Here is a 22100-nt window from a genome sequence, read left to right on the forward strand (position 1 = left end):
GAGTGACAATGCGCAAAGGTCCGTTGTGCCTGTTATGGGTCATGTTGTCGATCGGGGCACCTGCCCATGGCGAAGAAAGCACCGAGGGCAGTCATTCGACCCCCTTGTCCCTGAGCGCAGGCGGCCAGATCACCGAGCTGCAGCAACGTTTGAAAGACAGCGAACGCCTGCGCGAAGAACTGACCCAACAATTGCAGAACGCCAACGGCGAGCGTGAAACCGCACTGGTGAGCCGGTTGCGCCAGGAGAACCAGCGCCTGAAGCTGCAACTCAAGGAAGCCCAGTCAAGCCCGCTGCCGCGCCTGTTGACTGATCAACAGCAATGGTTCGTCATTGGCGCCGGGGTAGCGCTATTGGCCCTACTCTGCGGTATCTTTGCCAGCGGTGGACGTAGACAGCGTCGGCAATGGCTAAATTGAGTGATTCATGAGCGAGCTGTTACTGATTGATGATGACCAGGAGCTGTGTGAGCTCCTCGGCAGTTGGCTGGGTCAGGAAGGTTTCCAGGTACGGGCCTGCCACGATGGCCAAAGTGCCCGCAAAGCCCTGACCGAAACCGCTCCGGCGGCGGTGGTGCTGGATGTGATGCTGCCCGACGGCAGTGGCCTGGAATTGCTCAAGCAATTGCGCAACGACCATCCGGAACTGCCGGTGGTGATGCTGTCGGCCCGCGGCGAGCCGCTGGACCGCATCCTTGGCCTGGAACTGGGCGCCGACGACTACTTGGCCAAACCCTGCGACCCACGGGAACTGACCGCCCGCCTGCGCGCCGTGCTGCGCCGCAGTCATCCGACGGCGGTGTCCAGCCAGATCGAACTGGGCGACCTGACCTTCAGCCCGGTACGTGGTGTGGTCAGCATCGATGAACAGGAACAGACCCTCACCGTGTCCGAGAGCCGCCTGCTCGAAGCGCTGCTCAAGCAGCCGGGCGAGCCGCTGGACAAGCAGGAGCTGGCGCAGATCGCCCTGGGCCGCAAGCTGACCTTGTACGACCGCAGCCTCGATATGCACGTGAGCAACCTGCGCAAGAAAATCGGCCCCCATCCCGACGGCCGCCCGCGCATCGTGGCGTTGCGCAGCCGGGGTTACTACTACAGCCTCTAACCCCCTGTGGCGAGGGGATTTATCCCCGCTGGGGTGCGCAGCAGCCCCCTTAAGATCTATCTGATGTCACGCGGTGGCAGACAGACTTGGGGGCGCTTCGCACCCCAACGGGGCGGTGCGACGTTTCGCTAAATCCCCTCGCCACAAAGAAACCATTCACTTCACTGACTTTTTGTCAGGATCGCGCCAAAACCTCTTTACCCAAGCTTTACCCACCCCTGACCGCCGCTGACCTTGATCTCCGTAATCTGCACACATCCGGAATGACCGGGAACGAGACAAGGAGACACACCATGCGCAAGACCCTTACCGCTCTGATGTTCGCTGCCGCCCTGCCAACCGTGGCCATGGCCATGCCGGAAGGCGCTGGTCCGATGGGGCCGATGGACGGCCCGCGTCACGGCGGCCAGATGCACGACAGAGGCCCGTACAGCCAACTGGACCTGACCCACGAACAACGTCAGCAGATCCGCAGGATCATGGGCGAACAGCGCCATGAACGTCAGGAGCTGGTAGAAAAATACCTGGCGAAACTGTCGCCGGCCGACCAGAAGGCCATGCAGGATGAAATGGAAGCCCGCCATCAGAAAGTCGACGCCCAGATCCGTGGTCTGTTGAAACCCGAGCAGCAAAAAGAGTTCGACGCGATCCAGAAGAAACAGGCCGAGCGTCGCGCCGAGTGGGCGGAGTTCAAGGCCTGGAAGGCGCAACAGCCGCAAAAAGCGCAATAATGCGCTGATCCCCCCAGCCCAGCGGCTGCGCGCCGCTGGGCTTTCCCTGTTTTCGAGGATTTACCGTGCGTTCATTGTTCTGGCGCATCCTGGCCAGTTTCTGGCTGGCCATCACGCTGGTTGCTGGGCTCTCCATCCTGCTGGGGCACATGCTGAACCAGGACGCCTGGATTCTCAGCCGCCATCCGGGGCTCAACACCCTGCCCGAAGAGTGGACGCAAACCTACGAAAGCCAGGGCGAAGACGCCGCCCAGGATATTCTGCAGCAGCGCAAACGCCAGTATCACATCGACGTTCAGGTGTTCAACGAGAGTGGCGACCCGGTGGTGCGCGGCACGTTTCCCCATCGCGCAGCCGCCTTCGAGGCACGACAGAACAACGACGACCGACGCCTGCCCTGGCGGCGCCTGACCGACGAGTTCACCAGCGCCAAGACCGGCGACACTTACCTGTTCATCTACCGCATCCCCCATCCCGAGCTGGACGCCTGGCACCGTGACAGCCTGCTCTGGCCCCTCAGTGCCCTGGGGATCGCCCTGGTGGTACTGACCGTGTTCAGTCTGCTGGTGACCCTATCCATCACTCGCCCGTTGAACCGACTGCGCGGCGCCGTGCATGACCTGGGACAGACCACCTACCAACAGAACAGCCTCGCCAAACTGGCCAACCGCCGCGACGAATTCGGTGTACTGGCGACAGACTTCAACCGCATGGGCGCGCGCTTGCAAAGCCTGATCGGCAGCCAGCGACAGTTGCTGCGGGACGTGTCCCATGAACTGCGCTCGCCCCTGGCCCGCCTGCGCATCGCCCTGGCATTGGCGGAGCGGGCCGGCCCCCAGGAGCGCGAAGCGCTATGGCCGCGCCTGACCCGCGAATGCGATCGCCTGGAAGCGTTGATCAGTGAAATCCTGGTACTGGCCCGGGTCGATGCCGACAACGCCAGCGCCGAAGACGTGGACCTCAATGGCTTGCTGGTCACCCTGCAAAAAGATGCGCAATTGGCCTCTCCCGAGCAAAGCGTACAACTGAACGCCGAGCCGAACCTGACCCTAAAGGGCTGGCCGACCATGATCGAGCGAGCAGTAGACAACCTGCTGCGCAACGCCCAGCGCTTCAATCCCGCCGGACAACCCATCGAAATGCGCGCGGTGCGCCAGGGCGAACGAGTCATGGTGAGTGTGCGCGACCATGGCCCGGGCGTGGAAGCCGAACACTTGGGCCAATTGGGCGAGCCGTTCTATCGTGCGCCGGGCCAGACTGCCGCCGGTCATGGCCTTGGTCTGGCCATTGCGCGCCGTGCCGCCGAACGCCACGGTGGTACGTTGATACTGGCCAATCATCCCGGGGGCGGGTTCATCGCAAGCCTGGAACTGCCGTTGGTGCCGGGGGCCGTTGTCCAACCTTAAGCCCATGCCCGCAGTCACCGCAAAACAATTGTGGGAGCGAGCCTGCTCGCGAAAGGGTCGTGTCAGTCAACATCATCATCGACTGAACCATCGTCTCGCGAGCAGGCTCGCTCCCACAGGGATTGTGGCGACAGGACTGCCGCCCCAAAACCAAACGATAATTCCTCTTATTCAAAGTCCCCCATCCTGTTAGACTTTGCGCCCTCGTTTCACTCGTCTTCCGGGATGCTCGATGCCGTCGTTGCCTCTTCTATGCGCGCTGTTCATGGCACTGGCCACGGCCATGGGCCTGAGTGCCTGCGACGATGCGCCGCGCTTTACCCAGGCCGAGCCCGGTGAAGCCCGGTCTGGCGGCGCCGCGACGGTACGCAAGGCCGACCAGAACGCATTCTCCCTGCCCTCGGCCAACCTCCCGCCTTCGCGGCGCGTGGACTTCAGCGTCGGCAACAGTTTTTTCCGCAGCCCCTGGGTGATCGCACCGTCGACCACCACTGCCCGGGATGGCCTCGGGCCGCTGTTCAATACCAATGCCTGCCAGAACTGCCATATCAAGGACGGTCGCGGCCATCCGCCAATGCCGGACGCGGCCAATGCGGTGTCGATGCTGGTGCGCCTGTCGATCCCCGATGCGCCGCCCTACGCCAAGGTCATCGAGCACCTGGGCGTGGTGCCGGAGCCGGTCTACGGCGGGCAGCTACAGGATATGTCCGTCCCCGGCGTCGCCCCGGAAGGCAAGGTGCGGGTTGACTACGCGCCTGTCCCGGTGCGTTTCAACGACGGCACGGTGGTGGAACTGCGCAAGCCGAGCCTGCAGATCAGCCAGTTGGGCTACGGTCCGATGCACCCTGACACACGATTATCCGCCCGGGTCGCGCCGCCGATGATCGGCCTGGGATTGCTGGAAGCCATTCCCGATGAAGCCATCCTGGCGAACGCCGCGGCCCAGGCGCGGGAGAAGAACGGCATTGCCGGTCGACCGAATCAGGTCTGGGACGATGCCCAGCAGAAAACCGTCATGGGACGTTTCGGTTGGAAAGCCGGACAACCCAACCTCAACCAGCAGAACGTCCACGCGTTCTCCGGCGACATGGGCCTGACGACAAGCCTGCGGCCGTTCGACGACTGCACCGAGGCCCAGGTCGATTGCAAGCGCGCGCCCAATGGCAACGGCCCGGACGGCGAACCAGAGGTGAGCGACAACATCCTGCGGCTGGTGCTGTTCTATAGTCGCAACCTGGCCGTACCGGCGCGCCGGGACGTGGGTTCACCCCAGGTGCTGGCCGGCAAGAATCTGTTTTTCCAGGTCGGTTGCCAGTCCTGCCATACACCGAAATACACCACGTCCCCGAACGCCGCCGAGCCGGAGCTGGCGAACCAGGTCATCCGTCCTTACACCGACCTGTTGTTGCATGACATGGGCGAAGGCCTGGCCGACAACCGCAGCGAATTCAAGGCCGGTGGCCGTGACTGGCGGACCCCGCCGCTGTGGGGTATCGGCTTGACCGAAACCGTCAGCGGCCACACCCAATTCCTGCACGACGGGCGCGCCCGCAACCTGCTCGAAGCCGTGCTGTGGCATGGCGGTGAAGCGCAAGCGGCACAGCGCCAGGTTTTAGCATTCAATGCCGAGCAACGCGCCGCGTTGCTGGCTTTCCTGAATTCCCTTTAAACAATTTTCCGAAACGGGAGTCCGACATGTTCCGTCCCAAGCTGTTGTTCACCAGCCTCGCCGCCATCGCCCTCGGCGCCTGCTCGCCGCAGGACCCGCAAGCCGTCACGTCGGCCGCCATCGCCAAGCAAGTGATCCTGCCGACCTACAGCCGTTGGGTCGATGCCGACCGGCAACTGGCGAGCAGCGCCCTGGCGTTCTGCCAAGGCAAGGAAAACCTGGACACCGCCCGCGCCGACTTCCTCAAGGCACAAAAGGCCTGGGCCGAGCTACAACCGCTGCTGATCGGTCCGCTGGCCGAGGGCAACCGCGCCTGGCAGGTACAGTTCTGGCCGGACAAGAAAAACCTGGTGGGCCGTCAGGTCGAGCAACTGGTCGAAAGCCAGCCACAGATCGACGCCGCCGCCCTGGCCAAATCCAGCGTCGTGGTCCAAGGCCTCTCGGCCTACGAATACCTGCTGTTCGACGCCAAGATCGACATGGCCGACAGCGCGCAGAAAGCCAAGTATTGCCCACTGCTGATGGCCATCGGTGAACGTCAGAAGCAACTGGCCGAAGAGATCCTGTCGCGCTGGAACACCAACGACGGCATGCTCGCCCAGATGAGCAAGTTCCCGAACCAGCGCTACGCCGACTCCCACGAAGCGATCGCCGATCTGCTGCGGGTCCAGGTCACTGCTCTCGACACATTGAAGAAGAAACTCGGCACCCCGATGGGCCGTCAGACCAAAGGCGTGCCGCAACCTTTCCAGGCCGACGCCTGGCGCAGCCAGTCGTCGCTGCAAGGCCTGGAAGCCAGCCTCAGCGCGGCGAAGACGGTCTGGGTCGGCGTGGATAACAAGGGCCTGCGCGGTCTGTTGCCAAGCGACCAGAAGCCCTTGGCCGACAAGATCGACGCCGCCTATGACGCCTCATTGAAGCTGTTCGCCAGCACCCAGCGTTCGCTGACCGAAATGCTCAACGACGACGCCGGGCGTCAGCAGCTCAATGATTTGTACGACAGCCTCAACGTCGTCCATCGCCTGCATGAAGGCGAACTGGCCAAGGCGCTGGGCATCCAACTGGGCTTCAATGCCAACGACGGTGACTGATCATGTTTCGACGTCAGGCTCTGGCACTGGGCAGCTTGCTGCTCGGCGCCGTTACCCTGGGTGGCTGGACGCTGTTCAAGCAAAAGGACACCCCTGCGCTGCTGCTTTCGGCACGGGACGATGGCGATGGCAAGCACTACGCCGTGGGATATCGACTGGACGGCACACGGGTGTTCGCCACCCAGGTCGACCAGCGTTGCCATGACATCGTCAATCATCCATCGCAGCCGGTTGCGCTGTTCGTTGCCCGTCGCCCGGGCACCGAAAGCTACCTGATCGATCTGCGCGACGGGACATTGCTGCAGACCATCACGTCCTTGCCGAACCGGCATTTCTACGGCCATGCGGTGATCCACCGCAGCGGCGAGTGGTTGTACGCCACTGAGAATGACACCTCGGATCCCGGACGCGGCCTGCTGGGCGTGTACCGCTTCGAAGGCGATCGGCTGGTGCACAGCGGCGAAATCCCCACCCACGGCATCGGCCCGCACCAGGTGTCGTGGATGCCCGACGGCGAAACCCTGGTAGTGGCCAACGGCGGCATCCGCACCGAAGCCGAGAGCCGGGTCGAGATGAACCTCGACGCCATGGAGCCCAGCCTGGTGCTCATGCAGCGCGATGGCACGCTGTTGAGCAAGGAGACCCTCCCCCAGCAGATGAACAGCGTGCGCCACCTGGGCATCGCCAGTGACGGCACCATCGTTTCCGGCCAGCAGTTCATGGGGGACGCCCACGAATCCTCGGAGCTGGTGGCGATCAAGCGTCCGGGCCAGCCCTTCAAGGCGTTTCCGGTGGCCGAACAGCAATTGCAAGCCATGGGGCACTACACCGCCAGCGTCGCCGTGCACAGCGACCTGCGCCTGGTCGCCCTGACGGCCCCTCGTGGCAATCGCTTTTTCATCTGGGACCTGGACAGTGGTGAAGTCCGCCTGGATGCCCCTCTGCCGGATTGCGCCGGGGTGGGTGCGGTGGCGGATGGCTTCGTCGTGACCTCGGGTCAGGGGCGTTGCCGCTATTACGATTGCCGACAGGCCCAACTGGTTGCAAAACCATTGGACCTGCCGGCGGGGCTCTGGGACAACCATTTGCATCTGGCCTGATTGAATGGGGGCGAAGCTATCGATGCAGCCCCCTGTATTTCAGGAATATTCCTACGCGACGTAGGCCTTGCAGGATCTGGAATCACCCGCACACTCAGAGTAATGTGCCGGCCTGAATGTCTTTTTAAACGCCTGTCCAAGGAAGTGGAACATGCTGCGACGCCGCATGCTGATCATGTTGGGTGTTGTCCTGTTGGTGGTGCTGTTATTGGGCGGCTACAAGGCCTTCTCCATCTACCAGCAGATCCAGTCGTTTTCTGTACCGAAACCACCCATCGGTGTTGCCGTGGCCAGTGCCGCCGAGCAGCCCTGGCAGAGCCGGCTGCCTACCGTTGGCAGTCTCAAGGCGTTGCAAGGCGTGGACCTGAGCCTGGAGATTGCCGGGACCGTGCAGAAGGTGCTGTTCCAGTCCGGACAGAAGGTCAAGGCCGGACAGCCGCTCCTGCAACTGGACAGCGAGGTCGAAAGTGCCCTGCTGGAAACCGCCGAGGCCGACCTGGGCCTGTCACAACTGGACTTCGGCCGCGGCCGGCAACTGGTGGGCAGCCAGGCGATCTCCAAGGGTGAATTCGACCGACTTTCGGCGCAGTTGAAAAAGAACCAGGCCACGGTCAATCAGCTCAAGGCTTCTCTGGACAAGAAACGCATCGTCGCGCCGTTCAGCGGCACCATCGGCATTCGCCAGGTGGATGTCGGCGACTACCTTGCCAGCGGCACGGTCATCGCCACCCTGCAAGACCTCAGCAGCCTCTACGTCGACTTCTACGTCCCCGAGCAAACGGTGCCAAGGCTGGCTGTTGCCCAATCGGTCAACGTCGGCGTCTCGGCCTACCCCGGCCAGACGTTCGTCGGCGCCATCAGTGCCATCAACCCCAAGGTCGAGGACAGCACCCGCAATGTGCTGGTACGCGCCACCCTCGCCAACCCCGATGGCAAGCTGTTGCCCGGCATGTTCGCCAACCTGCAGGTGATCCTGCCGGACGTGGCGGCCGGAATTGTCGTGCCGGAGAGTGCCGTGACCTACACCCTCTATGGCAACTCCATGTACGTGGTCACACAGAAAAAAGCCGCCGACGGCAGTGTCGAGAAGGACGACAAGGGCCAGCCGGTCCTGATTGTCGAACGGCGCTTCGTCGAGACCGGCGAACGTCGTGACGGGCTGGTGCTGGTTACCAAGGGCATACAGAGCGGCGAGCAGGTCGTGATCGCCGGCCAGATCAGACTGGATAACGGTACCCACATCGCCATCAGCGACGACAAGACCCTGACCGAACAGAACAGCCCGCGCCGCGCGGACTGATCAAGGAATCCCCATGGCTTTTACCGATCCGTTCATCCGCCGTCCGGTGCTCGCCACCGTGGTCAGCCTGTTGATCGTGCTGTTGGGCTTCCAGGCCTGGAGCAAGCTGCCCCTGCGCCAGTACCCACAGATGGAAAACGCCCTGATCACGGTGACCACCGCTTACCCGGGGGCCAACGCCGAGACCATCCAGGGCTACATCACCCAGCCGATGCAGCAGAGCCTGGCCAGCGCCGAGGGCATCGACTACATGACTTCGGTCAGCCGCCAGAACTTCTCGGTGATATCAGTCCACGCCCGCATCGGCTCCAACAGCGACCGGCTCTTCACCGAACTGCTGGCCAAGGCCAACGAGGTCAAGAACCAACTGCCCCAGGATGCCGAGGACCCGGTGCTCAGCCGGGAAGCCGCCGATGCCTCGGCCCTGATGTACATCAGCTTTTTCAGCAAGGAACTGAACAACCCGCAGATCACCGACTACCTGTCACGGGTGATCCAGCCCAAGCTGGCGACACTCCCGGGCATGGCTGAAGCGGAAATCCTTGGCAACCAGGACTTTGCCATGCGCCTGTGGCTCGACCCCGCCAAGCTCGCCGGATTCGGCCTGACCGCCGCCGACGTGACCAACGCCGTGCGCCAATACAACTTTCTCTCGGCGGCTGGCGAGGTGAAGGGCGAATACGTGGTCACCAGCATCAATGCCAACACCGAACTCAAATCCGCCGAGGCCTTTGCCGCGATACCGCTCAAGACCGACGGTGATAGCCGGGTCTTGCTGCGGGATGTGGCCCGGGTGGAAATGGGTGCCGAGAACTACGACACCATCAGCTCCTTCGGTGGCACGCCCTCGGTGTACATCGGGATCAAGGCCACGCCCGGCGCAAACCCGCTGGATGTGATCCGGGAAGTGCGCAAGATCATGCCGGAAATGGAGGCCCAGTTGCCGGTGAACCTCAAGGCCGAGATTGCCTACGATGCGACCCTGTTCATCCAGGCATCCATCGATGAGGTGGTGAAAACCCTGTTCGAAGCGGTGCTGATCGTCATCGTCGTGGTGTTCCTGTTTCTCGGCGCCCTGCGTTCGGTACTCATCCCGGTGGTGACCATCCCGCTGTCGATGATCGGCGTGATGTTCTTCATGCAGTTGATGGGCTACTCGATGAACCTGCTGACGCTGCTCGCCATGGTGTTGGCCATCGGCCTGGTGGTGGACGACGCCATCGTCGTCGTGGAGAACATCCACCGGCATATCGAGGAAGGCAAAAGCCCGTTCGATGCTGCGTTGGAAGGTGCTCGGGAAATCGCCATGCCGGTGGTCTCGATGACCATCACGCTGGCGGCGGTGTATGCGCCGATCGGCCTGCTCGAAGGCCTGACCGGCGCCCTGTTCAAGGAGTTCGCCCTGACCCTGGCCGGGGCCGTGGTGATCTCCGGGATCGTCGCCCTGACCCTGTCGCCCATGATGTGCGCCATGCTGCTGCGCCACGACGAGAACCCTTCGGGGCTGGCCCATCGACTGGACATGGTTTTCGAACGCTTGAAGACCCGTTACCAGCGCATGCTTCATGGCACGCTCAATACCCGGCCGGTGGTGCTGGTGTTCGCCGTGATCGTTCTGTTGCTGATTCCGGTACTGCTCATGTTTACCAAGTCCGAACTGGCTCCCGACGAAGACCAGGGCATCATTTTCATGATGGCTACGGCGCCGCAGCCGACCAACCTCGACTACCTGAACACCTACACGGGCCACTTCCTCGAAATCTTCAAGGAATTCCCGGAGTACTACTCTTCGTTCCAGATCAACGGCTACAACGGCGTGCAATCCGGCATCGGCGGTTTCCTGCTCAAGCCCTGGAACGAACGCAGCCGCACCCAGATGGAAATCCTGCCTGATGTCCAGGCCAAGCTGGAAAGCATCCCGGGCCTGCAGATCTTCGGTTTCAACCTCCCTTCCCTGCCCGGCACCGGTGAAGGCCTGCCCTTTGACTTCGTGATCAACTCCCCGAAGGAGTACGCGACGCTTCTGGAAGTGGCCGAGAGGATCAAGAAACGCGCAGTGGAAACCGGAAAGTTCGCGTTCATGGACATTGACCTGGCCTTCGACAAGCCCGAAGTCGTCGTCGACATCGATCGTGACAAGGCAGCCCAGATGGGCGTCTCGATGCAGGACCTGGGCGGAACCCTCGCCACCTTGCTGGGGGAGTCGGAGATCAACCGCTTCACCCTCGAAGGGCGCAGCTACAAGGTCATTGCCCAGGTCGAACGGCCATTCCGGGACAATCCTGCCTGGTTGAACAATTACTACGTGAAAAATGCCAAGGGTGAATCGCTACCGCTATCGACGCTGATCAAGGTCAGCGACCGGGCCCGCCCGCGGCAACTCAATCAGTTCCAGCAACTCAATGCGGTGAGAATTTCCGGCTTCCCCATCGTGAGCATGGGCGAGGCCATCCAGACCGTCCGCCAGATCGCCCATGAAGAAGCACCGGTAGGGTTTGCCTTCGATTACGCCGGGGCCTCGCGTCAGTTCGTCCAGGAAGGCAGTGCCTTGTGGGTCACTTTTACCCTGGCGCTGGCGATCATTTTCCTGGTGCTGGCTGCCCAGTTCGAGAGCTTTCGTGCCCCCCTGGTGATCCTGGTGACGGTACCGCTGTCCATTTGCGGCGCACTGATTCCGCTGTTCCTCGGCTGGTCGAGCATGAACATATACACCCAGGTGGGATTGGTGACGCTGATCGGCCTGATCAGCAAGCACGGGATTCTGATCGTTGAGTTTGCCAACCAGTTGCGCAAGGAACAGGGCCTGACGCCACGGGAAGCCGTGGAGCAAGCCGCGTCGATTCGTTTGCGGCCGGTGCTGATGACCACTGCCGCAATGGTGTTTGGTATGGTGCCGCTGATCCTGGCCACCGGCGCCGGAGCGGTGAGCCGCTTCGACATCGGCATGGTCATCGCCACCGGCATGTCGATTGGCACCCTGTTCACGCTGTTCGTATTGCCTTGCATCTACACGCTGCTGGCCAAGCCGGATAAAGCCTGACCCCTATTGAAGAGGATCCCCTCGCCACATCACCACAATTGCCTTCCCAATAAGTAACCAGACATAAAAAAGGCTACCCGAAGGCAGCCTTTATTTGGGCTCCGTAACTCTCAACTCTGTGGCCTCACGCCTTGGGAAAGACTGAACATGAACAGCAACAGGTCATTATCCGGCCGGATGACCTCGCTGGCCTTGGCCACCCGTGGTAAGGGGCAGTGAGCGTCAGAGTTGGAGGCACTGAGTACCTGAGAACGGGGCTGTTCCCACACAGCCACCGCCATCGATGCAACTGCCAGGGCTCCAACCAAAAACACACCTCTAGCAATTTCAAGTTTCATCGTTATAAGCCTTTGATAGCGCTGCCAAACGCCGTCTCATAAAAGTAGACGAGTTTTTTCCAGTCAGAATCGCTGAACGACGAATGGCGCCGTAGCTGCTTCATGTCATGGGATGCAGCCCGTCGGGCAGTCAGGCGCTGGCGACACTTCTCCAGATCCAACAGGGCAACTTCGGGTTTCGCCGCTTCGCCTTCCCCGGTCACACGCACAAAAACATGCTTGATGTAGATGCAGCTGTGTTGCCATCGGCCCTTGTGCATGCGGGCCAGGTTTTCGGCCAGGTCCCGAAGGATCTGGTCATGCACCGCTTCGCCATGACGCTCGCGACCGCCGCCGGCATACCAGTGCTCGATCTCCTCGAAACCTTCAAGCGCACGAGTCACCAGCAACGCCCGCCATTTATGGTCCGGGTCCGGTTGGGCCGCACAGAAAACCAGCTCGGGTACCCGGACGTTGAGTCGAGGCAACGCCAGGAGCGCGTCCTGTTCACGCAGCACGGTCGGACGACCGAACGGATGCAGCCAACTGCGATAAATGTGTCCAGTCTGGCGCTTGGCGTAAAGCAGCTCGCCGTCCTTGCCGATGATCCGCTGTACACCACTTTCGCCGCCACGGCGCACATTGGGCTCCTCTACCCACTCACCTTGCATGCTCCAGAAATGGTCGAAACTGTTGCGGGAAATCTCCTGGGTGTTTGCTACCTGCGCAACCATGCTGTTACCTCTTGCGTAATACATAAACTCGCCACATGGCATAGAGCGGTATGAAGTCCAGTTGTTCCTGGATACGAAACCCAGCCTGCCGAAACTCTTCTTCTACTGTAGCGACCGGTAACACAAATCGATTCTGGTAGTCTTTCTGCCCACGGTTACGCTCCTGACGCTTGCGTTTCCAGGCCTTGAAATTGCCATCGACCCACAATGAAATAATCACGCTGTCGCGGCTGACACGCGCGAACTCCTTCAGAATGGCCAGTCGATGCGCGGGTTCACCAATGTGATGAAGCAGACGCATGCAAAAAATGCTGTCGACGGCGTTATCAGGCAAGGCGATGTCGAACGCAGATGTGTGCAAGGGTTGTACCCGTTTTACGACATCAGCGGGTTGAGACTCCATTGCAGTCTTGATCATCGCCTCGGAATTGTCCGCGCCGATGATAACGCGATTCGGTTTTTCGGCCAGCAAGGACCAGAAGCGCCCGGCACCGCAAGGCAGATCCAATACGAGCCCCGGGTCACCGGCAAGTGCCAATGCACGCTTGGCCAGTTGTTGATCTCGCCAATTGGAGAGACGGCGACTCAAGCCGCTTCGATGCTTATGGAAGTATTTCTGGGCATGCTGCTCGTCGTACTTTTCGGAAAAATCGAGCTTGACGGGTTTGGACATTAAGGAGACCTCCATTTCAGACAGGTCCAACCTTATGAATCGGTGTGTCATCGCTTTGTGAAAAAAAAGTCATGCAACCTTCTTAATGATTACAAGATTTTTCAGGACGCACTCACTCCTTCGGATTCAACTCAACTTCGAAACGGCAACCGTTGGGCTCCATCGTGCTGAGGCTTACCACCCAGCCCTGGTTCTCGCAAATCCGCTGCACCAGCGACAACCCCAACCCAAGCCCCTCGCCGCGCTTTTCATTGCCGCGCACGAACGGTTCGAACATCGCCTCGCGCTTCTCCTCGGGAATGCCCACACCGCTGTCCTCCACCACGAATCCAGTCCCACAGAGCGTGAGGCGAATGAAGCCCTGGTCGGTGTAGTGCAAGGCATTGCGCAGCAGGTTGCCCATGACCGCCGTCAGGAACGTGGCGTTATAGGGCGTATCCACAGGCTGGCCCGGCTCGAAAATCAGCGTCAGGCCTTTGGATTCGATGGCCGCACGCCATGCGCCGAGGAGATTTTCCGCCACCTGACCAAGGGTCAGGCGAGGCGACATGCCGCTATCTTCGCGCTGAGCCCTGGCCAGCATCAGGAAGGTTTGCACCAGCTCACGCATCTCTTCACTGGCGCGGCTGATGCGCTCGACCTGGGTACGACCACGTTGATCCAGCGCCGGGTTTTCCAGCAACAGTTCGCAGGAGGTCGCCAAGACCATCAACGGCGTGCGCAATTCATGGCTGACATCACTGGTAAACAACCGCTCGCGGGTCAAGGCCTGGCGTAAACGCCCCAGTGTCGCGTCGAACGCCACCGCCAGTTCACCCACTTCATCGGCGGCATAATCAGGCGCCAACGGAGGGGCGAGTCCGAGGAGCTGGTCGCGGTGCCGCACTTGCCGGGCCAGGCGCACCACCGGCGCCATCACCCGGCGTGCCAGGATCCAGCCGAGGAACACCGCCAGGGCCAGGCTGAGCACGAAGCCCACCAGCACCACGGCGAACAGCACCCGCTCGCGTTCTTCGAAGTCGCTCTGGTCTTGCAGCAACACGTAATGCCGGCCGTCAACGATCTCCACCATGGCGTGATAGGACAATTGTTCGCGAAACACCTCGTGGAAGCCGGGCTCCAGATGGCGCAGATCCTTGGGCAATTCGAAGTCACCCTGGCCGCCGCTGAAATAGAACAACTGGTCAGGTTCCGGACGATGATTCCAGTCCGAGACACTGTCCATCAGCAACAGGCGTTGCAGATCGCCGCCCAACCCGGAGGAAATCAACTTCTCCTCCACCAGGTGCACCGTTGCCACGATTCCCATGGCGAACGCTCCGGCCACCAATGCGCTCATCAAGGCAAACGCGATGATGATCCGTTGGGCAAGGCTCTGCTTAAACTCCATCGCGGCCCTCGGCCAGGCGATAACCGACACCGTGCACGGTATGCAGCAATGGTTTTTCGAACGGTTTGTCGATCACCTGGCGCAGTTGGTGGACATGGCTGCGCAGGCTGTCGCTGTCCGGGCAGTCATCGCCCCACAAGGCTTCTTCAAGGATTTCCCGACGCAACACGTGAGGACTCTTCTGCATCAGTACCGCCAGCAACTTCAGGCCGACCGGGTTGAGCTTGAGCAGCTTGCCCTCGCGGGTCACCTCCAGGGTATCGAGGTCATAGCTCAGGTCGCCGACCTGCAACGCACGCCGCCCGCCCCCCTGGGCCCGGCGCATGACCGCTTCGATCCGCGCCGCCAGCTCCGACAGGGCGAAGGGTTTGATCAGATAATCATCGGCCCCGGACTTGAAGCCTTGCAGGCGGTCGTCCAGTTGATCCCGGGCGGTGAGCATGATCACCGGCGTATCGCGCCGGGCATCTTCGCGCAGGCGTTTGCACAAGGTGTAGCCGTCGATGCCCGGCAGCATGATATCGAGCACGATCAGGTCGTAATGCTCGGTCGCAGCCAGGTGAAGGCCCGACAGACCGTCCTGGGCGCAATCGACGGTATAGCCCTTGAGGCCCAGGTAATCGGCCAGATTGGCCAGGATGTCACGGTTGTCTTCGACCAATAGAATTCGCATGGGCACCTCTGCGTATACGGTTAACGGCCGTCTTGGCCCGCGCAGCTTACGGCCAATGAAGACTCAGGACCAGTGATGTGGCTAATTCGTGCGCCCACTCGGCACACGGACCGGAAACGACATGCGTCAACGGCTTCGGACGACCACATTATTGATGAAGTTTTCACTATCGGTTCACAACCTGACTACAGTGAGGGCGCAACACTTTCGCGCTATCGATTTGATCTATAGGGAATGTAGTAAATGGACTTTTTGAAAATGGCGCCCATGCGCTTTTTGCTGCTGATCACCGGCGCCTGGCTGGTGGTGTTTCTGCTGACCCGAACCGTTTTGCTGTTGGCACACCTGGATGAATCCGGTGGTGGCGCCCTTTCGGTCTTCGGCATTGGCCTGTTGTATGACTTGGGCTTCCTCGCCTACGCAATCCTGCCGCTGGGCCTGTATCTATTGCTTTGTCCTGCGGCCTTGTGGCGCCGTCGCGGCCATCGCTGGTTTCTCCAGGGACTGTTGACGGTCAGTTTGTTCGCCATGCTGTTCACCTCGGTGGCCGAATGGCTGTTCTGGGATGAGTTCGGCGTGCGCTTCAACTTCATCGCCGTCGACTACCTGGTCTATTCCGATGAGGTGTTGAACAACGTACTGGAGTCCTACCCGATCGGCACCCTGCTGACGATTCTCGCCGTACTGGCGGTGGGTTTGAGCCTGGTCTTGCGCAAACCGCTCAAGGCCGCGCTGGACGCCCCATTGCCCGCTGTTCGCGGACGCCTGGTCAATGCCTTGGGCCTGCTCGCCGTCGCCGGCCTGAGCCTGCAATTACTCAGCCAGGATGCGCCACGCGCCCAGGGCGGCAACGCCTATCAGAACGAGTTGGCGAGCAACGGGCCATACCAGTTCTTCGCTGCGTTCCGTAACAACGAACTGGACTACGGACAGTTCTACAGCAGCTTGGCCCCGGCGACCGTCGCCCAACATATTCGCGCCGAACTGAACGAGCCCAATGCACGTTTCATCGGTGAAGACCCACAAGACATCCGGCGGATGATCGACAATCCCGGCACCCTTCGCAAACCGAACATTGTGCTGGTGACCATCGAAAGCCTCAGCGCCAAGTACCTGGGCAGCAACGGTGACAAACGCGACCTGACCCCCAACCTGGATGCCTTGCGCAAGCAAAGCCTGTATTTCAGTAATTTCTACGCCACCGGTACCCGTACCGACCGTGGCCTGGAAGCCATTACCCTGGCCATTCCGCCGACGCCAGGACGTTCGATCGTCAAGCGGATCGGCCGGGAAAGCGGCTTTGCCAGCCTGGGGCAACAATTGAGCGCGATCGGTTACGACAGCGTGTTCGTCTACGGTGGCCGCGGCTACTTCGACAACATGAACGCTTTTTTCAGCGGCAACGGTTATCGTGTCGTCGATCAGAGCAGCGTCGAGGAGTCCGAAATCCACTTCAAGAATGCCTGGGGCATGGCCGATGAGGACTTGTACACGCAGACGTTGAAACTGGCCGACGCCAACTATGCCAAGCAGCAGCCGTTTCTATTGCAATTGATGACGACCTCCAACCATCGCCCCTACACCTACCCGGATAACCGGATCGATATCAAATCCGGCAACGGACGGGATGGAGCGGTCAAGTACACCGACTATGCCATTGGTCAGTTCCTGGAACAGGCACGGCAGAAACCGTGGTTCGATAATACGATTTTCGTCTTCGTGGCCGACCACACCGCTGGCAGCGCCGGCAAGGAAGACCTGCCCATCAGTAACTATCAGATCCCGCTGTTCATTTACGCGCCAAAGCTGATCGAGCCACGGGAAAACGCCCAACTCGCCAGTCAGATTGACCTGGCTCCGACCTTGCTCGGGTTGCTGAATCTGGACTACAGATCGACCTTCTTCGGTCTCAACCTGTTACAGGACAATCCGTTACCGCCCCGCGTCGTCGTCGGCAATTACCAGCATCTGGGCTTGTTCGACGGCAAGGATCTGGCGATCCTCAGCCCGCGTCAGGGCCTGCGTCGGCATGATGATGCACTGACCGAAAGCCGCGAGTCCCGGGCAACCAGTGACGATCCTTTGATCGGCCGCGCCATTACGTATTACCAAACCGCCAGTTATGGCTTCAAGCAACAGCTGCTTGGCTGGAGAGCACCCATGGAGGGTGCCGAGCAAGTCAGCGAACGTTAACCAAACTGCCCCGGGAGGATGGCCTGGGGCGCTTTCTTTGTGCAGGATCCGTCATGCCGTCAAGCGTTCCACGCTCTTCCCCTCGCCCCCTGAATTTCTGGCTATATCTGGGCATTCCCGTCGTTACGGCGATCATTCTGATCTTGCTGGAATGGACCGACCTGGACATGAACCTTGCCCAGCTGTTCTATGACCCGGCCGCTGGCGACTTCATTGGACGACACAGTTTTTTCCTGGAAGACATCCTCCATGACCGGGCGAAACAAGTGGTTATCGCCTTTTCGGTGTTTTCCGTCATCGGCTTCATCAGCGCTTTTTTTGTCACCCGACTTAAACCCTTCAAACGTGAGTTGGGCTGCCTGGTGCTCTCCCTGGCGCTGGCGACATCTTTCGTCACACCGATGAAAGCGGTGACGGCGGTGCAATGCCCCTGGAGCCTGAAGGAGTTCGGTGGCAAGGAAACCTACAGTGAACTGCTGAGCCCGCGGCCAGACACCCACAAACCGGGCAGATGCTGGCCCGGCGGCCATGCGGCCACCGGATTTACACTGTTCGCATTGTTCTTCGTACTGCGCGACCGCAAGCCGCGCCTGGCCCGACGGGCCTTCATACTTGCCTTCACCCTGGGAACGGTGTTCTCCGTGGGCCGGATGATGCAAGGGGCACACTTCTTCTCGCACAACGTGTGGACAGCGGTGTTCTGCTGGCTGATTAGCCTGGGGTGTTATTACTTCGTCCTCTACCGGCCGGCCACGAGGGCAGAGCCCCTGGCCGAAGCACAACCGGTCAATGCCTGAGCAGCATCGGACCTGTGGGAGCCAAGCTTGCTCGCGATGACAGCGGGATGTCCGACATCATTGCAAACGGATCCACCGCTATCGCGAGCAAGCTCGGCTCCCACAGAAGTTGGCTGAATAACGAAAGTACTTCCAACGCCAGCCAATAAAAAACCCCGCCTGCTTGCGCAGGCGGGGTTTTTCAGTGCAGGGGTAAGGCTGGCTTACATCATGCCGCCCATGCCACCCATGCCGCCCATGTCTGGCATGCCGCCGCCAGCTGGAGCGTCTTCCTTGATTTCAGCGATCATCGCCTCGGTGGTGATCATCAGGCTGGCAACGGAGGCCGCAGCCTGCAGAGCCGAACGAGTCACTTTGGCCGGGTCCAGGATACCCATTTCGATCATGTCGCCGTATTCGCCGGTAGCAGCGTTGTAACCGTAGTTACCCGAACCCTGCTTGACCTTGTCGACCACGACGCTTGGCTCGTCACCGGAGTTGGCAACGATCTGGCGCAGCGGTGCTTCAACAGCGCGACGCAGCAGGGTGATACCTACGTTCTGGTCGGCGTTGTCGCCTTTCAGCTCGCTGATGGCCTGCAGAGCACGAACCAGCGCCACGCCACCGCCAGGTACCACGCCCTCTTCGACGGCTGCACGAGTGGCGTGCAGGGCGTCTTCAACGCGGGCTTTCTTCTCTTTCATTTCAACTTCGGAACCGGCGCCAACCTTGATGACAGCAACACCGCCGGACAGCTTGGCCAGACGCTCTTGCAGTTTTTCACGGTCGTAGTCGGAGGAAGTCTCGGCTACTTGTGCACGGATCTGGGCAACGCGAGCCTGGATGTCAGCCTCAACGCCGGCACCGTCGATCACGGTGGTGTTTTCCTTGGACAGGATGACGCGCTTGGCGTTACCCAGGTGCTCCAGGGTGGTGCTTTCCAGGCTCAGGCCGATTTCTTCGGAAATCACGGTACCGCCGGTCAGGACGGCGATGTCCTGCAGCATGGCCTTGCGACGGTCGCCGAAGCCTGGTGCCTTGACGGCAGCCACCTTGACGATACCGCGCATGTTGTTCACAACCAGGGTCGCCAGGGCTTCGCCTTCAACGTCTTCGGCCACGATCAGCAGTGGGCGGCCGGCTTTGGCAACGGCTTCCAGCACTGGCAGCATTTCACGGATGTTGGAGATCTTCTTGTCGACCAGCAGGATCAGCGGGCCGTCGAGCTCGGCAACCATGGTGTCCGGCTTGTTGACGAAGTATGGCGACAGGTAGCCACGGTCGAACTGCATGCCTTCCACGACAGACAGTTCGTTTTCCAGGCCCGAACCCTCTTCAACGGTGATCACGCCTTCTTTACCGACTTTTTCCATGGCTTCGGCAATGATGTCGCCGATGGAGTTGTCGGAGTTGGCCGAGATGGTGCCTACCTGGGCGATGGCCTTGGAGTCGGCGCACGGCTTGGACAGGGCCTTGAGCTCTTTGACGATGGCGATGGTCGCCTTGTCGATACCGCGCTTGAGGTCCATCGGGTTCATGCCGGCAGCGACGGCTTTCAGGCCTTCGTTGACGATCGATTGAGCCAGGACGGTGGCGGTGGTGGTGCCGTCACCGGCGTCGTCGTTGGCACGGGAAGCAACGTCTTTGACCAGCTGCGCGCCCATGTTTTCGAAACGGTCCTTGAGCTCGATTTCCTTGGCTACGGAAACGCCGTCCTTGGTGATGGTCGGAGCGCCGAAGCTCTTCTCGATGATCACGTTACGGCCTTTCGGGCCCAGGGTCGCTTTTACTGCGTCAGCCAGGACGTTGACACCGGCGAGCATTTTCTTGCGGGCGGAATCGCCGAATTTAACTTCTTTAGCAGCCATGATCGATATTCCTTAAATACTGTGTAGTAGCGGGAAGATGAGCGGGGAAATCAGCCTTCGAGAACAGCGAGGATTTCGCTCTCGCCCATGACCAGCAGTTCTTCGCCGTCGACTTTTACTGTGTTGCTGCCGGAGTAAGGGCCGAACACGACCTTGTCACCCACTTTCACGGCCAGCGCACGCACTTCACCGTTGTCCAGCACACGGCCGGTACCTACAGCGAGAACTTCACCGTGGTTGGCTTTCTCGGCAGCCGAACCTGGCAGGACAATACCGCCAAGGGATTTCTTCTCTTCTTCGCTGCGACGGATGACGACGCGGTCATGCAGAGGACGAAGCTTCATTGTCGATCTCTCCTAATTTTGGTTTTCATCGGCCGGTGTAGTCCCGGCGGGTTTAACAAAAGCCGGCAGAGCCGGGTGCGGTTCGTCAGTCGAACCGCGGAAGTCTGTCCGGTGTTGCCACCGGAAACCTTGCGGTGACCGATACATAAGGGCGTACAAGGGGATTACAAGGGCCGGACCGAAAAAAATTTCTTCATCGCACAAACGAACACGGCACCCGAAGGTGCCGTGTGGTGGGTTTTATTTGGAGTCGCGGTGCTCGAATTCGCCTTCGATCACATTGGGCTCGCGGCCCAGGGGTTCTCGCGGCGCCGGGCCACCACGGGGCTGCAGGTCGTCGGCAAACGCCCGCTGGCGCATCGCCTGTTCCTCGGCTCGCTGGCGCATCTTGTTGGCCAGCAACCGACGGGTGAAAGGCAACAACATGATCAGGCCCACCACGTCGCTGATGAAGCCAGGCAGGATCAACAGACCGCCGCCCAGGGCCAGCATCAGGCCTTCGAGCATGGTCTGGGCAGGCAGCTCGCCGCGGCTCAGGCTTTCACGGGCACGCAAGGCCGTAGCGAGGCCGGCGATGCGCAACACGAACACGCCGAGCATCGAGCCGAGAATGACCAGCAGCAGGGCCGGGAAAAAGCCGATCGCACCGCTGACCTTGACGAATACGAACAGCTCCAACACCGGGAACAGCAGAAAGAGCAATAAAAAAGGGCGCATCAAATGGTTTCCTCAACGCAAGAATGCCTAGTGGCCTGTACGGTTAATTCGAGTACTCAAATTCGAGTGTCAGGGCTTGCCAGGCAAGGCGCCATGACGAGTCGTAGCCCCGCTACGGCGAGGAATGGCAACGCAGGCTGACAAACCCTGGCGCCGAAGTTGAGTGCACGAATTAGCCACACAGGCCACTAGCTATGAAAACCTAAATGACGTCGGCCTTTCGTGAATTCAAGCGTCGGCCTCTGCATTTTTCGGCCATTCTTCGGCGTGGGCCAGATAAACCAAGGCTTCGCGAACTTGTGTCGGCGTATTGCAGGGTGCTGGAAATGCCAACCAATGCAGCCCCTGACCAATGCGCAGATGCATGCCTTCGCTGTCGATGCCCACCAGTTGCGCCGCTTCGGTCCTGGGCAGGCCGGCCAGATCGACGTAATGGGCGATGGCCTTGGCGTGATCCGCATTCATGTGCTCGATCATGCTCGCCTCGGCTTTGCCGGCAAAGGGGTTGGCCAAGGTGATCCGGTCGATCCAGTGGATGGCGCCAAAACCGCCGATGTAGCGATGGCGCACCGGATCGAGCACCCAGAAATCGAAATCGTGGGCCTTGTGGTAGTTCTGCGACTCAGGGAAGTAGCGGTAGTAACGCTCGGCGGCAGCGTCGATGGCGGCGCTGTCTTCAAGTTTCCGTGCCTCGGCCAGGTAGGTCAGGCGCCCCACGGCCTGTACGTCTTCGGCGCCCCGTTCGCCCACCAGCATGGAACACTTGGGATCTTTCTGCAGGTTGTGGGTGTGCTGGGCGATGCGGCTGATCAGGATCAGCGGCCGGCCCTGCTCGTCCAGGCAATATGGCACCACGGAGCCGAACGGAAATCCAGGCATGGATTTGGAATGGGTGGAGAGCATTCCACGGTATTCCTTGAGCAGCAATTCTCGGGCATGCTTGGCAGCATCAACGCTCAATTTATGACTCCCTT

Annotated in this window: 20 protein-coding genes; 11 read left to right on the forward strand and 9 right to left on the reverse strand. The window is 60.6% G+C overall.

The window, feature by feature from the left end; all coding sequences use genetic code 11:
• Positions 1-8: 8 nt before the first annotated feature.
• From PCOSP_RS22500 to PCOSP_RS22540, 9 genes are all read left to right on the forward strand, one after another.
• Entirely contained in the window at positions 9-419 is a 411-nt protein-coding gene (locus tag PCOSP_RS22500) for an SH3 domain-containing protein (protein WP_055137744.1), read from the forward strand.
• Positions 420-426: 7 nt separating this feature from the next.
• A complete protein-coding gene (locus PCOSP_RS22505; RefSeq protein ID WP_139647792.1) occupies positions 427-1104 on the forward strand; it encodes a response regulator transcription factor in 678 nt (225 codons plus the stop codon).
• A gap of 293 nt (positions 1105-1397) precedes the next feature.
• A complete protein-coding gene (locus tag PCOSP_RS22510; protein WP_139647790.1) occupies positions 1398-1835 on the forward strand; it encodes a Spy/CpxP family protein refolding chaperone in 438 nt (145 codons plus the stop codon).
• 65 nt (positions 1836-1900) lie between these two features.
• The gene (locus PCOSP_RS22515; protein WP_139647788.1) at positions 1901-3241 is read left to right on the forward strand and encodes a sensor histidine kinase; all 1341 of its coding nucleotides are present in this window, start codon (positions 1901-1903) and stop codon (positions 3239-3241) included.
• Between the two features lie 232 nt (positions 3242-3473).
• Entirely contained in the window at positions 3474-4910 is a 1437-nt protein-coding gene (locus PCOSP_RS22520) for a di-heme oxidoreductase family protein (protein ID WP_175384708.1), read from the forward strand.
• Between the two features lie 26 nt (positions 4911-4936).
• On the forward strand, positions 4937-6001 hold the full coding sequence (locus PCOSP_RS22525) for an imelysin family protein (RefSeq protein ID WP_464709546.1): 1065 nt from the start codon (positions 4937-4939) through the stop codon (positions 5999-6001).
• 2 nt (positions 6002-6003) lie between these two features.
• Positions 6004-7101 carry a DUF1513 domain-containing protein gene (locus PCOSP_RS22530; protein WP_175384707.1) on the forward strand — a complete coding sequence of 366 codons (1098 nt, stop codon included), beginning with the start codon at positions 6004-6006 and terminating at the stop codon, positions 7099-7101.
• Positions 7102-7252: 151 nt separating this feature from the next.
• The gene (locus PCOSP_RS22535; RefSeq protein ID WP_139647780.1) at positions 7253-8401 is read left to right on the forward strand and encodes an efflux RND transporter periplasmic adaptor subunit; all 1149 of its coding nucleotides are present in this window, start codon (positions 7253-7255) and stop codon (positions 8399-8401) included.
• A gap of 13 nt (positions 8402-8414) precedes the next feature.
• Positions 8415-11441, forward strand: a complete 3027-nt coding sequence (locus PCOSP_RS22540) for a multidrug efflux RND transporter permease subunit (RefSeq protein WP_464709548.1) — start codon at positions 8415-8417, stop codon at positions 11439-11441.
• 110 nt (positions 11442-11551) lie between these two features.
• On the opposite strand, the gene PCOSP_RS22545 is transcribed toward PCOSP_RS22540, so the two are convergent.
• The 5 genes from PCOSP_RS22545 to colR all read right to left on the reverse strand — a co-directional run bounded on the left by PCOSP_RS22545 (position 11552) and on the right by colR (position 15228).
• The gene (locus tag PCOSP_RS22545; RefSeq protein ID WP_139647776.1) at positions 11552-11779 is read right to left on the reverse strand and encodes a hypothetical protein; all 228 of its coding nucleotides are present in this window, start codon (positions 11777-11779) and stop codon (positions 11552-11554) included.
• A 2-nt stretch (positions 11780-11781) separates the two neighbouring features.
• Positions 11782-12492, reverse strand: coding sequence for a lipopolysaccharide kinase InaA family protein (locus tag PCOSP_RS22550; protein WP_139647774.1), 711 nt, complete (start codon positions 12490-12492; stop codon positions 11782-11784).
• A 4-nt stretch (positions 12493-12496) separates the two neighbouring features.
• Positions 12497-13165, reverse strand: coding sequence for a class I SAM-dependent methyltransferase (locus PCOSP_RS22555; protein ID WP_139647772.1), 669 nt, complete (start codon positions 13163-13165; stop codon positions 12497-12499).
• 112 nt (positions 13166-13277) lie between these two features.
• Entirely contained in the window at positions 13278-14555 is a 1278-nt protein-coding gene (locus tag PCOSP_RS22560; RefSeq protein ID WP_464709549.1) for a sensor histidine kinase, read from the reverse strand.
• Positions 14545-15228, reverse strand: coding sequence for a two-component system response regulator ColR (gene colR / locus PCOSP_RS22565; RefSeq protein ID WP_024779529.1), 684 nt, complete (start codon positions 15226-15228; stop codon positions 14545-14547). The genes PCOSP_RS22560 and colR overlap by 11 nt, the downstream gene beginning before the upstream one ends.
• Positions 15229-15471: 243 nt before the next feature.
• Here colR and PCOSP_RS22570 point away from each other — a divergent pair, with 243 nt between their 5' ends.
• Together PCOSP_RS22570 and PCOSP_RS22575 are read left to right on the forward strand one after the other, a co-directional pair.
• On the forward strand, positions 15472-17421 hold the full coding sequence (locus tag PCOSP_RS22570) for an LTA synthase family protein (RefSeq protein ID WP_464709550.1): 1950 nt from the start codon (positions 15472-15474) through the stop codon (positions 17419-17421).
• A gap of 53 nt (positions 17422-17474) precedes the next feature.
• Positions 17475-18218, forward strand: coding sequence for a phosphatase PAP2 family protein (locus PCOSP_RS22575; protein WP_139647767.1), 744 nt, complete (start codon positions 17475-17477; stop codon positions 18216-18218).
• A gap of 203 nt (positions 18219-18421) precedes the next feature.
• Here the strand turns inward: PCOSP_RS22575 and groL are convergent, their stop codons facing one another.
• From groL to PCOSP_RS22595, 4 genes are all read right to left on the reverse strand, one after another.
• Entirely contained in the window at positions 18422-20065 is a 1644-nt protein-coding gene (gene groL / locus PCOSP_RS22580; RefSeq protein ID WP_313923046.1) for a chaperonin GroEL, read from the reverse strand.
• Positions 20066-20115: 50 nt separating this feature from the next.
• On the reverse strand, positions 20116-20409 hold the full coding sequence (locus tag PCOSP_RS22585; protein WP_024779525.1) for a co-chaperone GroES: 294 nt from the start codon (positions 20407-20409) through the stop codon (positions 20116-20118).
• 240 nt (positions 20410-20649) lie between these two features.
• Positions 20650-21126 (reverse strand): FxsA family protein, encoded by a 477-nt coding sequence (locus PCOSP_RS22590; RefSeq protein WP_047701142.1) that lies wholly within the window; start codon positions 21124-21126, stop codon positions 20650-20652.
• A gap of 228 nt (positions 21127-21354) precedes the next feature.
• Positions 21355-22086: a HugZ family pyridoxamine 5'-phosphate oxidase gene (locus tag PCOSP_RS22595; protein ID WP_175384702.1), complete on the reverse strand. Its 732-nt coding sequence runs from the start codon at positions 22084-22086 to the stop codon at positions 21355-21357.
• Positions 22087-22100: the final 14 nt, after the last annotated feature.

The organism is Pseudomonas sp. MAFF 730105, assembly GCF_055380705.1.